Source organism: Deinococcus arcticus, from assembly GCF_003028415.1.
GTDB classification, from domain to species: domain Bacteria; phylum Deinococcota; class Deinococci; order Deinococcales; family Deinococcaceae; genus Deinococcus; species Deinococcus arcticus.
This window is the reverse complement of the sequence record NZ_PYSV01000001.1, coordinates 133,201-147,263: the sequence shown is the minus strand read 5'-3', so window position 1 is coordinate 147,263 and position 14,063 is coordinate 133,201. Positions and strand designations below refer to the sequence as shown.

Annotated in this window: 13 protein-coding genes; 10 read left to right on the top strand and 3 right to left on the bottom strand. The window is 68.9% G+C overall.

The window, feature by feature from the left end:
• Window positions 1-73: 73 nt before the first annotated feature.
• The 3 genes from C8263_RS00645 to C8263_RS00635 all read left to right on the top strand — a co-directional run bounded on the left by C8263_RS00645 (window position 74) and on the right by C8263_RS00635 (window position 3,318).
• Complete coding sequence (locus C8263_RS00645; RefSeq protein ID WP_107136166.1) at window positions 74-1,024, top strand: Bug family tripartite tricarboxylate transporter substrate binding protein; 951 nt, start codon at window positions 74-76, stop codon at window positions 1,022-1,024.
• A gap of 291 nt (window positions 1,025-1,315) precedes the next feature.
• The gene (locus C8263_RS00640; RefSeq protein WP_107136165.1) at window positions 1,316-1,825 is read left to right on the top strand and encodes a tripartite tricarboxylate transporter TctB family protein; all 510 of its coding nucleotides are present in this window, start codon (window positions 1,316-1,318) and stop codon (window positions 1,823-1,825) included.
• The gene (locus C8263_RS00635; RefSeq protein WP_107136164.1) at window positions 1,825-3,318 is read left to right on the top strand and encodes a tripartite tricarboxylate transporter permease; all 1,494 of its coding nucleotides are present in this window, start codon (window positions 1,825-1,827) and stop codon (window positions 3,316-3,318) included. The genes C8263_RS00640 and C8263_RS00635 overlap by 1 nt, the downstream gene beginning before the upstream one ends.
• A gap of 106 nt (window positions 3,319-3,424) precedes the next feature.
• On the opposite strand, the gene sodA is transcribed toward C8263_RS00635, so the two are convergent.
• Entirely contained in the window at window positions 3,425-4,048 is a 624-nt protein-coding gene (gene sodA, locus C8263_RS00630) for a superoxide dismutase [Mn] (RefSeq protein WP_107136163.1), read from the bottom strand.
• 217 nt (window positions 4,049-4,265) lie between these two features.
• Between sodA and C8263_RS00625 the strand changes: the two genes are divergently transcribed.
• Window positions 4,266-5,921: a chloride channel protein gene (locus C8263_RS00625; RefSeq protein WP_107136162.1), complete on the top strand. Its 1,656-nt coding sequence runs from the start codon at window positions 4,266-4,268 to the stop codon at window positions 5,919-5,921.
• A 226-nt stretch (window positions 5,922-6,147) separates the two neighbouring features.
• Here C8263_RS00625 and C8263_RS19430 read toward each other — a convergent pair whose 3' ends face one another.
• The gene (locus C8263_RS19430; protein ID WP_199188254.1) at window positions 6,148-6,321 is read right to left on the bottom strand and encodes a hypothetical protein; all 174 of its coding nucleotides are present in this window, start codon (window positions 6,319-6,321) and stop codon (window positions 6,148-6,150) included.
• Window positions 6,322-6,397: 76 nt separating this feature from the next.
• On the opposite strand from C8263_RS19430, the gene C8263_RS00620 reads away from it, so the two are divergent.
• A complete protein-coding gene (locus C8263_RS00620) occupies window positions 6,398-7,066 on the top strand; it encodes a hypothetical protein (protein ID WP_146160538.1) in 669 nt (222 codons plus the stop codon).
• 80 nt (window positions 7,067-7,146) lie between these two features.
• On the opposite strand, the gene C8263_RS00615 is transcribed toward C8263_RS00620, so the two are convergent.
• On the bottom strand, window positions 7,147-7,698 hold the full coding sequence (locus C8263_RS00615) for a hypothetical protein (RefSeq protein WP_107136160.1): 552 nt from the start codon (window positions 7,696-7,698) through the stop codon (window positions 7,147-7,149).
• A 196-nt stretch (window positions 7,699-7,894) separates the two neighbouring features.
• On the opposite strand from C8263_RS00615, the gene purB reads away from it, so the two are divergent.
• The 5 genes from purB (at window position 7,895) to C8263_RS00590 (ending at window position 13,853) form a co-directional block, all read left to right on the top strand.
• Entirely contained in the window at window positions 7,895-9,202 is a 1,308-nt protein-coding gene (gene purB / locus C8263_RS00610; RefSeq protein WP_107136159.1) for an adenylosuccinate lyase, read from the top strand.
• A gap of 122 nt (window positions 9,203-9,324) precedes the next feature.
• Window positions 9,325-11,454 carry an eCIS core domain-containing protein gene (locus tag C8263_RS19425; RefSeq protein WP_199188253.1) on the top strand — a complete coding sequence of 710 codons (2,130 nt, stop codon included), beginning with the start codon at window positions 9,325-9,327 and terminating at the stop codon, window positions 11,452-11,454.
• A gap of 95 nt (window positions 11,455-11,549) precedes the next feature.
• Complete coding sequence (locus tag C8263_RS00600; protein WP_107136158.1) at window positions 11,550-11,918, top strand: phage holin family protein; 369 nt, start codon at window positions 11,550-11,552, stop codon at window positions 11,916-11,918.
• Window positions 11,911-12,780 (top strand): pantoate--beta-alanine ligase, encoded by an 870-nt coding sequence (gene panC / locus C8263_RS00595; protein WP_107136157.1) that lies wholly within the window; start codon window positions 11,911-11,913, stop codon window positions 12,778-12,780. The genes C8263_RS00600 and panC overlap by 8 nt, the downstream gene beginning before the upstream one ends.
• Window positions 12,777-13,853, top strand: a complete 1,077-nt coding sequence (locus tag C8263_RS00590) for a type IV pilus twitching motility protein PilT (RefSeq protein ID WP_107136156.1) — start codon at window positions 12,777-12,779, stop codon at window positions 13,851-13,853. The genes panC and C8263_RS00590 overlap by 4 nt, the downstream gene beginning before the upstream one ends.
• The last annotated feature ends 210 nt before the right edge of the window (window positions 13,854-14,063 follow it).

The following is a 14,063-nucleotide window of genomic DNA, read 5'->3' as shown; positions in this document are numbered from 1 at the left end:
GAGTAACCCCAATTCAGCCTGTCCGGCCCGCTCAGCTGTGAGCGGCCCACCCCTGCCCCTTCGGAGGTCCCCTATGAAATGGAAACCCACGGTTCTTGTTCTGTCGGCGCTGCTGACCACCTCTCTGGCTCCGGCCCAGGGCCTGAACAACCTGCGCATCATGGCGCCCGCCAGTCCGGGGGGCGGCTGGGACCAGACCAGCCGCGCCATTCAGACGGTGCTGCAGGGCGAGGGTATTGCCCGGGGCGTGCAGGTGTTCAACGTGCCCGGCGCGGGCGGCACCATTGGCCTGGCGCAGCTGTACAACAGCAAGGGTGACGGCAACCTGCTCATGACCATGGGCCTGGTGATGGTGGGCGCCATTCAGACGAACAGCTCGAAGGTGGACCTCAGCCGCGTGACCCCCATTGCCCGCCTGACCGGCGAGTACGAGGTGATCGTGGTGCCGGCCAGCAGCCCCCACAAGACGCTCGACGATCTGGCGGCCGCCTGGAAGGCCAACCCCAGCCTCGCCTTTGCTGGCGGCAGCGCGGGCGGCACCGACCACATCCTGGTGGGCCTGTTTGCCAAGGCGGCGGGCGTGGACCCCAAAAAGATGAACTACGTGCCGTTCAGCGGCGGCGGCGAGACGCTGGCCGCCCTGCTGGGCAATCAGGTGGTGGCGGGCGTGGCCGGCTACGGCGAGTTCGAGGCCCAGATCAAGGCGGGCAAGCTGCGGGCGCTGGGCCTGAGTGCCCCCAAGGCGCAGGCCGGTATTCCGGTGCCCACCATGAAATCGCAGGGCTACAACGTGGAACTGGCCAACTGGCGCGGCATCGTGGCCCCCCCGGGCCTGACGGGCAGCGAAAAGGCCGCGCTGGTGGCCGCCATGGACAAGCTGCACGCCAGCAAGGCCTGGAAGGACACGCTCAAGGCACGCAACTGGACCGACCTGTACATGAGTGGCAGCAAGTTCGACGTGTTCCTGAAGCTGGAAGCCAACCGCACCCGCGAGATCCTGAAAGACATCGGGCTGGTGAAGTAAGACGCACTGCCGTCTGTTCCGCCGACAAGTCGGAAAAGAGCCGATGTGCCGGCTCCAGGCCCGGAGGGCCGTCCTGCTGCTGCTCGCGCCGCTCGGATTGAATCGCTGACAAAGCGAGAGGGGCGGCATCTGGAGCAGAGCCCTGTGGGCGTGCCCCTCTCGCCCCCCGCTGAGCCTGCTGTCCCTCTCCCCTGTTTTTCCCACCCCAGCCGGGCGGAGGCGAGCACCATTCGCGCCTTCTGCCCGGCGCTCTGCTGGGCGGCCCTGAACTGGGCCCCGCCCGAGGTGCCTATGACTGAACCTTCTGTTGCCCCCGCCCGCCGGGGCCCCAGCGTTCCAGACCTGCTGCTGGCGCTGGGCGTGCTGCTGGTGGGGGGCCTGCTGCTGACCGGCACCCTGCAGATTCCTTTTGGTATCAACGCCGCCGTGGGCCCGCGCGCCTTTCCACTGGTCGTGGCGCTGGGCACGCTGCTGCTGGGCCTCGCACTGCTGGTGGCCGTGCTGCGCGGCCACCGCGCCGAGCCAGCGGCCGAGGAAGACACTGACCCGGGCCAGCCCGCCGACCTGCGCCCGCCCGGCCTGATTCTGGCGGGCTTCCTGGCGGGCACGCTGCTGCTGCACCCCCTGGGCTTCGTGCTGGGCACGGCGATCATGTATGTCAGCGTGGGCTACGCCTACGGCGAGCGGCGACTGGGGCTGCTGGTGGGCGTTGCGCTGGCGGTGGCCCTGGTCACCTACGTGGCCTTTACCCGGGGGCTGGGCCTGAGCCTGCCACCCGGCCTGCTGCGGGGGGTGCTGTAATGGAGGCCCTGTCCGCCTTGCTGGCGGGCTTTGACACCGCCCTGACCCCCATGAACCTGCTGTGGGCCCTCATTGGGGTTACGCTGGGCACCCTGGTGGGCGTGCTGCCCGGGATTGGCCCAGCGCTCACAGTGGCGCTGCTGCTGCCCGTCACAGCCAAGCTGCCGCCGGTGAGTGCGTTCATCATGTTTGCGGGCATCTACTACGGCGGGATGTTCGGGGGCAGCACCACCTCCATTCTGCTGAACACGCCGGGCGAGAGCAGTTCCATCATCACGGCGCTGGAAGGCAACAGGATGGCGCGCCGGGGCCGGGCCGCCGCCGCGCTGGCCACGGCCGCCATCGGCTCCTTTGTGGCGGGCACCATAGGCACCATCCTGCTGACCTTTGCGGCCCCCGCCATTGCCGATGTGGCGGTGCAGATTCCGCCCAGCGCCAAGTTTGCGCTGATGCTGCTGGCCTTTATCACCATCAGCGCCACCTTTGGCGGCTCGCCGCTGCGCGGCCTGATCAGCCTGTTTTTCGGCCTGGCGATTGGGCTGGTGGGCACCGACCTGCAAAGTGGGCAGGCCCGCTTTACCCTGGGCGCCCCCGAACTGCTGGACGGCATTGAGTTCGTGACGGTGGTGATTGGCCTGTTTGCGGTGGGTGAAACGCTGTACGTGGCCAGCCGCCTGCGAAGGGGCGGCGCCAGCGTGATTCCACTGGCCGGCAACGCCCGCATGAACCGCGAGGACTGGCGCCGCTCCTGGAAACCCTGGCTGCGCGGCACGGCCCTGGGCTTTCCTTTTGGCGCCGTGCCCGCCGGCGGCGCCGAGATTCCCACCTTTCTGTCGTACACGTTGGAAAAGAAGCTCAGCAAGCACCCCGAGGAATTTGGACAGGGCGCCATTGAAGGCGTGGCTGGCCCCGAAGCCGCCAACAACGCCGCCGCTGCCGGGGTGCTGGTGCCGCTGCTGACCCTGGGCCTGCCCACCAGCGCCACCGCCGCCATTCTGCTGGCCGCCTTTCAGGGGTACGGCCTGCAGCCGGGGCCGCTGCTGTTCGTCACCAGCCCGGAACTGGTGTGGGGCCTGATTGCCAGCCTGTACATCGGGAATGTGATGCTGCTGGCGCTGAATCTGCCGCTGGCCCCCCTGTGGGCGCGGCTGCTGCTGATTCCCCGGCCCTTTCTGTACGCGGCCATTCTGGTGTTTTCCACGGTGGGTGTGTACTCGCTGAACAACTCGGTGTTCGACCTGTACCTGCTGGCCCTGTTCGGCCTGATCGGCTACGGCATGCGCCGCTTCGACTTTCCAGTCACGCCCGCGATTATCGGCGTGGTGCTGGGCCCGGCTGCCGAAAGCCAGTTCCGCACAGCGGTGCAGGCCAGCAGCGGCGACTTCACGGTGTTTCTGCGCCAGCCGCTGTCTGCTTTTATTCTGCTGCTGGTGCTGGCCGCCCTGGTGGTCCCGCAGGTGCTCAGGTGGCGCGCCCGCCGCACCACGGCCTAAGCACCCACAGAGAGCGGCGCGCCTGGACCTCCCAGACGCGCCGCCCTTCTTCCCTCAAGGCCCAGAGCCCACGGCTCATGGCCCTGTTTTGACCTACTTCTCTGACTTACTTCGCGGCCGCGTACCGGCGCGCCACTTCGTCCCAGTTCACCACGTTCCAGAACGCCTTCAGGTAATCCGGGCGCTTGTTCTGGTAGTTCAGGTAATAGGCGTGCTCCCACACGTCCACGCCCAGCAGGGGGGTGCCGCTCACGCCAGCCACGGCCTCGCCCATCAGGGGGTTGTCCTGGTTGGCGGTGGACACCACAGCCAGCGCGCCGCTCTGCACAACCAGCCACGCCCAGCCCGACCCAAAGCGGGTCTTGGCGGCGTCTTCAAACTTCTCCTTAAAGGCGTCGTAGGAGCCGAAGGCCGCGTTGATGGCCTCCATCAGTTCGCCGCCCGGCTGCCCGGCGCCCTGGGGCCCCATGACCTGCCAGAAAAGGCTGTGGTTGGCGTGCCCCCCGGCGTTGTTGCGCAGCACATTCTTCTTGTCGGCCGGCACCTGATCAAGCTTCTGAATCAGCTCTTCCACCGGCAGGCTGGCCAGCTCGTGGCCTTCGAGCGCCTTGTTCGCGTTGTCCACATAGGTCTGGTGGTGCTTGGTGTGGTGGATTTCCATGGTGCGGGCGTCAATGTGGGGCTCCAGGGCGTCGTAGGCGTAGGGCAGCTTGGGCAGTTCGTAGGCCATGATGGTGCTCCTTTCAGATCCGGCAAGCGCGCGGCACGGTGCAGCGCCCGGTTGCCGGACAACCGGCCAGTATCTTACGCGCCCGGCAGGAATGAGGTGAGGCCCCAGCAGGTTTAGCTGGGCTTTAGGTTGCCGGCCCCCACTCCGTGCTGCGGCTGATTTCCGGGCCGCCGGCTCTGGCTGCGGCCCCGGGTGAAATGCCTTAGCATGGGCGCCGATGCGTTCTCCCCTGCCCCGCGCCGTGCTCAACCGTCTGGAAACCGGGCGGCTGGTGGTGCTCAGCGTGCTGCTGGGCGCGCTGGTGGGGGGCCTGAGCATCGTGCTGCGCCTGACGCTGGACCTGCTGCTGGCGCTGGGCAGCCGCCTTACCGATTTCTCGCCGCCCGGCACCACCGGCGAGGGCGGCCTGATGATGGCCTTTGGCACCGCCCAGCCCTGGGGCCTGCTGGCCCTGCCCCTGATCGGCGCGCTGTGCGCGTGGCTGATTCCCTCGGCCCACGGCGATCCCCTCACCCAGCTGGTGGGGGGCTACCACGCCCGGGGCCAGTGGCCGCCCCTGCTGGCCCAGCTGCGCACCCTGGGCGGCACCCTGCTGGGCTACGGCTCAGGGCTGATGGTGGGGCGAGACTCGGCCTTTACCCTGACCGGACAGCTGGGCGCCCGGCTGATGCAGCGCGTGACCCGGCTGGACAGCGTGGAGCTGCGCACGCTGACCCTGGCGGGTGGCGCGGCTGCGCTGGGGGCCGTTCTGCACGCCCCACTGGCGGCGGCCGTGCTGGTGGCCGAGGTGCTGTACCGCCGCTTTGAATTCGAATTCGAGGTCGTGATGCCCTGCGTGCTGGCCGCCGTGGCCGGCACCGCCGTGTATGGCCTGGCCTTTGGGTTCACACCCCTGTTCAGTCTGCCCGACGTGCAGGTGCCGGCCGCGCCGCAGCTCCCTGCCTTTTTCCTGGTGGCGCTGGTGGCCACCGCCATGGGCTGGCTGTCGCTGCTGGCCTGTCAGGTGCTGCCCGAGCGCTGGACCAGGGACGGCCCGCTGCGCCCGGTGGTGGGCGCGGTGTTCGGCGCCCTGACCGCCGCCATTGCCGCCTTCAGCACCCCGGCGGTGCTGGGCGACGGCAGCGGCTGGATGCAGCTGGGCGCCGCCGGGTTTCTGGGCCCGGAAGCGGCCGGGCAGGGCGCGTGGCGCTGGTTGCTGCTGGCCATTGGCGCGCGCATTGCACTGGGCGGCGGCGTGCTGCCCTCGGTGGCGGTGGGGGGCCTGATTGGCACAGGCCTGGGCAGCCTGCTGGGCATTGATACGGCGGTGGCCGGCATGGTGGGCGCCGTGGCCTTTTTGACAGTGACGCTGAATGTGCCGCTGGCCGCTGGCCTGCTGGCCGTGACCTGGGGCGGCGAAACCCTGCTGCCCCTGGCCCTGGTCGCCAGCGGCCTGGCCCATACCCTGAGCGGCACCAGCGGCCTGGTGCCCACGCAACTGGGCGCCCGGCGCGACAGCCCGGTTCATGCGGGGGGCCCGGCGTGGCTGCCCGACACCGTGCGCCTGCGCCCCCGCCGCACACCCGCCGCGGCCCCCAGCGCGCCGGTGCCCTACGACGCCCCGGACGGCACCCTGCAGGAAGCCGATCTGCTGCCCCCGCCTTCCAGCGAGCGCGAACTGTACCGCCGGGCCGTACCGCCCAGCTGGCACGGCGCGCGCATGCAGGTGGTCAGCCTGCCGCCCGGCGTGGAGATTGTGGGCGTGGTGCGCGACGGCACGGTGCGCCTGCCCCGCCCCCAGCTGCGCCTGACCCCCAGCGATGAACTGGTGTTTCTGGCCCGCCCAGACGCCTACGCCGCGCTGGAAGGCATTCTGCGGCTGCCCGGGTCGTAGCGCGCCTGCATTGTCCTTCAGGCGCGCTCGGAAGAAGAGAGGCAGTGTGCGTGGCAAGGTCAGCTGTTTCCGCCTCCTCTCTTGAGAGGGACGGGAACACCCCGCACCGCGGGAGACTGGGCCTGCAGATAAGGGTCACCGGGCCCAGTGGCCCGGACCACGTTTTTCAGGTCCCCGTCTTGCCGCGCCTGGACACTGCCCAGACCCTTGGCCTTGACCAACTGGCTCAGCGCTGGCGCAGGTCACGCAGCAGGGCAAACCCCAGCACGTTCAGCAGCACCAGCATCACCACTGATCCGGCGGCGGCCAGCCACTCGCCGCGCCCCAATTGCAACACGGCGCTGGCCAGGCCGCCCAGATTCACGCTGAGCAGCACCAGAATCAGCAGGCCCACCATCATGCGCGGTCCCGGCGAGGCCCCAAGAGCGAGTTAGGCACCCTCATGCCCCGCACTGTAGCGGCATAGTGAAACCACCGTGAAGCCTGCGCTCCGTTCCCTTCTGCCCCTGGTGCTGACCGCTGGCCTGCTCAGCGCCTGCCTGCCTGCCACCACCGGCCCCCGCATGGACGACCTGCACGCCGTGCCCGAAGCGCAGTGGCAGCCGCTGGCGCTGCTCACGCACTCGGCGCTGCCGGCCGGGCGGGTGCTGCCGCTGGCCGAAGCGGCCCGGCGCGCGCCCGTGGGCAGCCTGATTGTGGGATGCCAGCGCGTGCGGGCGGTGTACGGCGAATGCACGCACATCACCCGCAAGGTCAGCGAGGCGGCGCTGAGCGAGGAAACCGGGCCCATTGGCACCGGGGCCCGGCTGCGCCCGCTGGACAGCCTGCAGTCGCGCGACCTGATTGTGGTGCTGGACAGCGGCGTGCGCCCCCAGCACTGGGCGGCCATGAACGCCGAGGTGGCGCGGCTGCAGGGGGCTCCGTACCTGCTGGGCGGCCAGCTCAATGCCTTTGACTGTGCCACCTATCAGAATGCGCTGCAGCGCGCCATGGGCCTGCCCGAGGCTGTGCCCTACGACCCGCAGTGGCGCGCCTACCTGCCCCTGGGGGCCCTGAGCGCACCCACCAATACCCTGCTCTGGGCCGGTGTGGGCCCGAATGTGCCGCCAGCCGCCCAGCTGGACGTCCCCACCCCGGCCCGCTGAGGTTGAATGCAGCCGTCAGGAACCACTGAAGCCAACAGCAACAGCGCCACCCGGCCTGGGTAGCGCTGCACGTTGAGGGCTTAGGACTTGCCTTTGCCCTTACCGGGGGCGCTGTCCGACTTGCCCTTGTTGGACTTGTCGTCCTTGTCTTTATCGTCCTGACTGTCCTTGCCGCTCCGGTCGTCATCGGGTGTGGTGGCGGGCGGCACACTGGCGTCGGCGCGCAGGGCGCGGTTGACCACCGCAGGCAGGGGCAGGGACTGCATCTTGCCATTCGGACCCATCCACTCAATCTTGACAGCGCCCGGGCGGCTCAGGTCACGGGCCACGTTGACAGTGGTGGCCTGGCCCGTCCTGGGTTGCAGGCGCACGGCCTTCACGTCCGAGAGGGCTTTACCGGCGTTCAGGCTCAGGGTCCCGTCAGCGTTCAGGGTGCCAATCACGGCGCCGCTGCTGTCCAGCAGGCTGGCACTGCCGCCCGAGGCCAGGAAAGCGCTCCAGGCGTCTTTCAGCGCGGTGGGCACCTGCCCGGGTAGGGTCACGGTGGTGGGGGCGGGGGCCGGGGTGGTCTGGGCCAGCGCGGGGGTCAGTATCAGCGCGGCGGTTACCAGCAGAGCAATACGTCTGGACATGTCAGAACCTCCTGAGAATGAACCGAGATCGCCCGCCGGGGGCGGGGCTGCGGCGCAGCGTCGGCGCCGGGCGATCTCATGAGGTCTCCAGGGTGCCACAGGCGCCTGACGCCTTTCTGTCTCCATATGAACCCGCCTCAAAACGCAGCACAGCCGGTGCCCAGACAGCTGTGCAGGGCGTGTTAGCCTCGGGCACGTGATTGACCGTTATCTGACCCCGGAGATGAAAGCGCTGTGGAGCGAGGCCAGCAAATACCGCGCGTGGCTGCGTGTAGAACTGGCGGCCATGGGGGCGCAGGCCCGGCACGGCGAGGTGCCCCAGGCGGCGTTCGAGGCCCTGACCGAGCGCAGTGGAGCCGATCCCCTGGACGAGGCCTTTGCCCAGAAGGTGGCTGAGATTGAGGCCGTCACCCGGCACGACATCGTGGCCTTTACCCGCGCCCTGACGGAACGCTACGGAGAAGAGGCGCGCTTCATTCACCACGGCCTGACCAGCACCGATGTGGTGGATACCGCGCAGAACCTGCTGCTGGACGAGGCCCTGGGCCTGATCATCACCGACGTGGAGGCCCTGCGGGAAGTGTGCCGCACCCAGGCAGTGGCCCACAAGCACACGCCCACCGTGGGCCGCACCCACGGCATCCACGCCGAGCCCATGACCTTTGGCCTGAAGTTCCTGAACTGGATGGCCACCCTGGACCGCGACCTGGAGCGGCTGCACGCGGCCCGAAAGCGGGTGCAGGTGGTGATGCTGTCGGGTTCGGTGGGCACCTACGCGCACGTCTCGCCGCGCGTGGAAGAGGAGGTGGCCCACGGCTGGGGCTGGCAGCCTGCCCCGGTGACCAACCAGACCCTGGCCCGCGACCGCCACGCCGAGGTGCTCTGCGCCCTGGCGATTCTGGGCACCACTCTGGAACGGATTGCGGTGGAAATCCGGCACCTGCAGCGCAGCGAGGTGCGTGAAGCCATGGAACCCTTTGGCAAGGGCCAGACCGGCAGTTCCTCCATGCCGCACAAGAAAAACCCCATCCTGACCGAGAACGTGACCGGCTTTGCGCGGCTGCTGCGCGGCTTTCTGACCACCGGGCTGGAAAACGTGGCCCTGTGGCACGAACGTGACATCAGCCATTCCAGCGCCGAGCGCGTGATTCTGCCCGACGCCACGGCGAGCGCCAGCTACGCGACCCGCCGCCTGACGGGCGTGCTGCGTGACCTCGTGGTGTTCCCCGAGCGCATGCAGCGCAACCTGAACGACCTGGGCGGGCTGGTGTACAGCCAGCGCGTGCTGCACGCCCTGATTGACGAGAAGGGCATGTCGCGTGAAACGGCCTACGGCCTGGTACAGCGCAGCGCCCTGCGGTCCTGGGAGACCGGTGAGGGCCTGCGCGACCTGCTGAAAGCCGACCCTGAAAACACCCTCAGCGACGCCGAACTGGACGCCGCGTTCGATCTGAACTGGTATCTGCGCCACGTGAACGACATTTACGCCCGCTTCGGGCTGTAACCCCACAGGCGGCCCTGGCCCTTCCCCCACGCTGTGGCGCAGGGGACGCCAGGGCCGTTTAACGGGCCGGTAACGCCCCGGGGGCTACGGTAGAGGCACCTGCTTCCCCCCGGAGGTTGTTCATGTTCGAGCGCCCGTCCCGTTCCCGTTCGCCCCGCGCCCGCCTCCAGCCGCTCCCTCACCTCGGGCCGCAAACCCAGGGCTCAGCGTTCCAGGACCCGGCATTCGAGGCCCCGGCCGCTGCGCTCCCCACCCCCACGTCACCCGCGTGCCGGGCCACCCCAGCTGCCGCGCAACGGGCGCAGGTGGCCCCGGCGCTGCAGGCGGCTGCCCTGCTGGCCGCCGATCAGCGCGCACAGACTGCGTTGGCCGCAGCGGTGCAGCGGGCCCAGGCGCAGGTGACCCAGGCCCGCGCCGCCCTGGCCGCCGCCGGGGCCGCGCCCCTGAGCCTGAGCGCGTGGCAGCGGCAGACCCCTCCCCCGGCGCCCACCTCACCCACACTGCTGCCCCCCACGCAGCGCGCCGCCCTTACCGTGCAGGCCGTGGGCGAGGTGGGCGCGGCCTACGGGCAGTTTGCGCCCTACGTGCCGGCCACCGAACGCGCCGCCCACGCACTGGGGGCGGTGCAGCGCCACGTGCAGGCCGGAGCTGACCAGAACACGCTGCTGGCGGCGCTGCAGCGGCAGGCCGCGCAGGAACCGTTTGGGGCGCAGGCGTACGCGGCGGCCCTGCAGCGCGTTCAGGCCCAGGATGCGGCGCTGCAGCGGGCCCTTCAGGCCCACGCCCTGCAGGGCGAACACGCCACGCGCAGCCAGAATCTCAGCGCCCTGGACGGGCAGCGGCGTGCCCAGGCGTTGCAGACCGTGAGCGCGCGGGTCCAGGCCCGCCGGGGCGGGGGCGAGGCCCTGCCCGCCGCCGTGCAGCGCCACCTGGAACTGGGCCTGAATGCCGACCTGTCGCGCGTGCGGGTGCATACGGACAGCGAGGCGGCGGGGTTGACGGCTGGCCTGCAGGCCAAGGCATTCACCAGCGGCGCCGACATCTACTTTGCCCCCGGCCAGTACGACCCGCACAGCGCCGGCGGCCTGGAACTGCTGGCCCACGAAGTCACCCATGTGGTGCAGCAGGCGCAGGGACGGGTGGCGCCGGGGCTGGACCCCGACACCGGACTGGAACAGGAAGCGCAGCAGACGGGCCGGCGGCTGGCGGCAATCGGCGGGCCGGGCGGCGCGCCCAGCACTGCTTCCCCGCACCCAGCGGCTCAGGTCGCGGCCGGCACGGTACAGGCTGGGACGGTGCAGCGCGCCCTGGTTCATGAAGCGCACGGCAGCGCCGTCACAGACCAGGACAAGGCCGCCGCCAAGACCTTTTTCGCCAGCTACGACGCGGCTGTCCAGGCGGCCCACACCAATGTGCTCAGCATTCCCAGCCTGGGCGGACTGGTGGCCCTCAACGGGTACACGGCCCTGTGGAAGGCGCGCTGGGACGATTATCTGCAATACGGCGCCGCCGACCTGATGCACGCGGCATTCGGCTACGTCATTGAGTCCTATGTCAGCCACGACCACAGCGGCTTCAAACCGGCGGCGCCGGACGGCTACGCCGTTTCCACCCAGGTGGCCGCCGGCAGCACCCGGCCCGACCTGGTGCTCAGCGACAAGGCCGGACGGCAGGTGGCGTGGCTGGACATTACGGCCGCCAACAGCGCCGGGCATATTCATCAGAAGGCGGGGGGGTGGAACTTCAATCACCTCAGCGTGGCCGAAACGGTCTATCCGTCAGCAGGCGCTGCCACCTGGACCACCATGAAAGCCAACAAGGACAATGTGGGTTCTATCTCGGCCAGTCAACTGAAAAAACAGCTGAAACGGGCCAAGCGGGAACACGAGCGCCTCAAAGCCAGCTGGCATATGTTTGGCCTGAGGCATCTGCGCCGGCCCCTCCTGAAGCCCCGGCTGAGCGAGGTCGACAAACTCCGGCCTGAACGTCTGCGGAACTTCTTCACGTCGTATCTCAAGAAGATCTTTCAGGTCAGCGACCTGACGCCAGAGATGGCCTGCAACGTGCTGGCGGCCATGAACATGGACGTCAAAGCCTGGGGCTTCCAGACCGGGTTTTCCGCCTCCACACAGGCCGGCGAAACGTGGCTCAGCGCCCACGAACTGCCCAATCTCTCGGGCGCCAGCGATGAGGCGCCGGACGAGGAAGCGGAACACAGCACGAAGCGCCGCAAGACCGCCTCAGACGCCTGAGCCTGCGCCCAGGCCCGCGCCGCTCAGCTGCCCAGCAGCGCCCTGCCTGACCGGACGCCGCCGCGCCGTCACGCTCTTTTTCGTATCCTGCCCCTATGGGCTTTCTCGTTCGGCTGCTCGTCAGCGCGCTGGCGCTGTACCTGCTGACCCGGGTCTACAGCGGGGTCAGTTTTGTGCCCGGCGCGGACCTGGGCAGCATCCTGATTGCCGCTGTGGTCATGGGCGTGGTGAACGCGCTGGTGCGCCCGGTGCTGCTGCTGCTGTCGCTGCCGGTGAACCTGCTGACGCTGGGCCTGTTCACGCTGGTGGTCAACGGCATCGTGCTGTGGCTGGTGGCGGCGGCCAGCGCGCTGAACGTGGCGGGGTTTGGGGCCGCCGTGATTGGGGCCCTGATTCTGGGCGTCATTTCCTGGATGCTGGACGCTGCAGTGCGGGCCCTGGGGCTGGACGGCCAGCGTGAGTAATGCCCCCCGGCTGCTGACCACCCCCGCCGAACTGCGCGCCGCGCGCGCCAGTGGTCCGGTGGCCCTGGTGCCCACCATGGGCTACCTGCACGAGGGCCACGCGGCGCTGATTCAGGGGGCGCGCCGCCTTGTGCCCGGCGGGCAGGTGGTGGTGAGCGTGTTCGTAAACCCCCTGCAGTTTGGCGCTGGCGAGGACCTGGGCCGCTACCCCCGCGACCTGCCGCGCGACCTGGAGATCGCCGGGGCAGCGGGCGCGGACGTGCTGTTTCATCCCGCGCCCGACACCATGTATCCGGCGGGCTTTGCCACCCAGGTCAGCGTGGGCGGCGTCAGCGAGGGGCTGGACGGCGCCGCGCGCCCCGGGCACTTTACTGGCGTGGCCACGGTGGTCCTGAAGCTGTTCAATCTGGTGCAGCCGCAGTACGCCCTGTTTGGGGAAAAAGACTGGCAGCAGCTGGCGGTGATCCGGCGCATGGTCACGGACCTGAATGTGCCTGTCGAGGTCCGTGGCGTGCCTACCGTGCGCGAAAGTTCGGGCCTGGCCCTGAGCAGCCGCAACAGCTACCTGACCGAAGCGCAGCGGGCGCAGGCCGTCATTCTTTCGCAGGCGCTGCGGGCCGTGCAGGCTGCCTACGCCGGGGGCGAGCGCAAGACGGCAACCCTGGAGGCCGCCGGCCACGCGCTCCTCGACGCGCACCCGGACGTGACCCTGGACTATCTGAACGTGGTGAACGGTGATATGCAAACTGGCGAAATGGTGGACAATAGTCCCATGAACCGCGTCCTTGTGGCCGCCCGGATGTTCGGGGTGCGCCTGATTGACAACATGCCTCTGGCCGCTTCCGGGGAGGGCGGGGCATGACGCTGGACGAACTGCTGCGCGAAATGGTCTCGCGCCGGGCCTCGGACGTGCACCTGCAGGCGGGCAGCCCGCCCATGGGGCGCATTGACGGTCAGCTGGTGCCCTTTGGCACCCAGCCCCTGATGCCGCCCGATACGCAGCTGCTGGCCCAGGCCCTGATGAGCCCTGACCAGTGGGACGACTTTACCTACCGCAATGAGCTGGACCTCGCCTACAGCGTCTCGGGGCTGGGGCGCTTCCGCTGCAACGTGTTCCGGCAGCGCGGCGCGGTGGGCATGGTCATGCGTATTGTCTCGGACGCCATTCCCGGCTTCGAGGCCCTGGGCCTGCCCGCCGACGTGCTGCGCAAGCTGGCCGAGAACCCGCGCGGCCTGATTCTGGTTACCGGGCCCACCGGCAGCGGCAAGACCACCACGCTCTCCAGCCTGATTGATCACATCAACCGCAGCTACGCCTACAACATCATCACGGTGGAAGATCCCATCGAGATTCTGCACAAGAACAAGAAAAGCATCGTGGTGCAGCGCGAGGTGGGCAGCGACACCCGCGACTTCCGCACCGCCCTGAAATACGCCATGCGCCAGGACCCCGACGTGATCATGATTGGCGAGATGCGCGACAAGGAAACGGTGGAAGCGGCCCTCTCGGCGGCGCAGACCGGCCACCTCGTCCTGAGCACGCTGCACACCCAGGACGCCGTGCGCTCCGTCAACCGCATCATTGATTTCTTCCCGCCCTACGAGCGCGATCAGGTGCGGCTGCAGCTGGCCGAATCGCTGGTGGGGATCATCAGCCAGCGCCTGCTGCGCCGCGCCGACGGGGTGGGCCGGGTGCTGGGCCTGGAAGTCATGCTGAACACGCCCCTGATCCAGGACTACATCAAGGACGAGGACAAGACCCCGCTGATCAAGGACGCCCTGATCGAGGACAACATTCGCGGCATGCACACCTTCGACCAGCATCTGGTGCAGCTGTACCGCAACACGCTGATCACCATGGACGAGGCGCTGGCGGCGGCCACCAGCCCGCACGAGGTGAAGCTGATGGTCACGCGGGCGGGCGCGGCGTACTAAGGACGTTGCACCTCACGTTACGACTTTGCAGGAGAGCACCGCAAAGTCTCCACTCCCGGTGCAACGTCCTTTTTTCGATACTCGCTCTGCTGCGCAGCTGTTCCAGCCCGCTCGGTTGATCTCAAGATCAACAGCGAGCTACTTAAGTCCCTCGCCCATCCCCCAGGCCAACGGTTCAGAAGGGCGCAGCAACGTGTTCATTTCCCGGTG

Excerpts from the sequence above, each read along its gene's own strand:
- C8263_RS00645 (WP_107136166.1), top strand. The coding sequence starts at position 74 with ATGAAATGGAAACCCACGGTTCTTGTTCTGTCGGCGCTGCTGACCACC.
- C8263_RS00640 (WP_107136165.1), top strand. The coding sequence starts at position 1,316 with ATGACTGAACCTTCTGTTGCCCCCGCCCGCCGGGGCCCCAGCGTTCCA.
- C8263_RS00635 (WP_107136164.1), top strand. The coding sequence starts at position 1,825 with ATGGAGGCCCTGTCCGCCTTGCTGGCGGGCTTTGACACCGCCCTGACC.
- sodA (WP_107136163.1), bottom strand. The coding sequence starts at position 4,048 with ATGGCCTACGAACTGCCCAAGCTGCCCTACGCCTACGACGCCCTGGAG.
- C8263_RS00625 (WP_107136162.1), top strand. The coding sequence starts at position 4,266 with ATGCGTTCTCCCCTGCCCCGCGCCGTGCTCAACCGTCTGGAAACCGGG.
- C8263_RS19430 (WP_199188254.1), bottom strand. The coding sequence starts at position 6,321 with ATGATGGTGGGCCTGCTGATTCTGGTGCTGCTCAGCGTGAATCTGGGC.
- C8263_RS00615 (WP_107136160.1), bottom strand. The coding sequence starts at position 7,698 with ATGTCCAGACGTATTGCTCTGCTGGTAACCGCCGCGCTGATACTGACC.
- C8263_RS19425 (WP_199188253.1), top strand. The coding sequence starts at position 9,325 with ATGTTCGAGCGCCCGTCCCGTTCCCGTTCGCCCCGCGCCCGCCTCCAG.
- C8263_RS00600 (WP_107136158.1), top strand. The coding sequence starts at position 11,550 with ATGGGCTTTCTCGTTCGGCTGCTCGTCAGCGCGCTGGCGCTGTACCTG.
- C8263_RS00590 (WP_107136156.1), top strand. The coding sequence starts at position 12,777 with ATGACGCTGGACGAACTGCTGCGCGAAATGGTCTCGCGCCGGGCCTCG.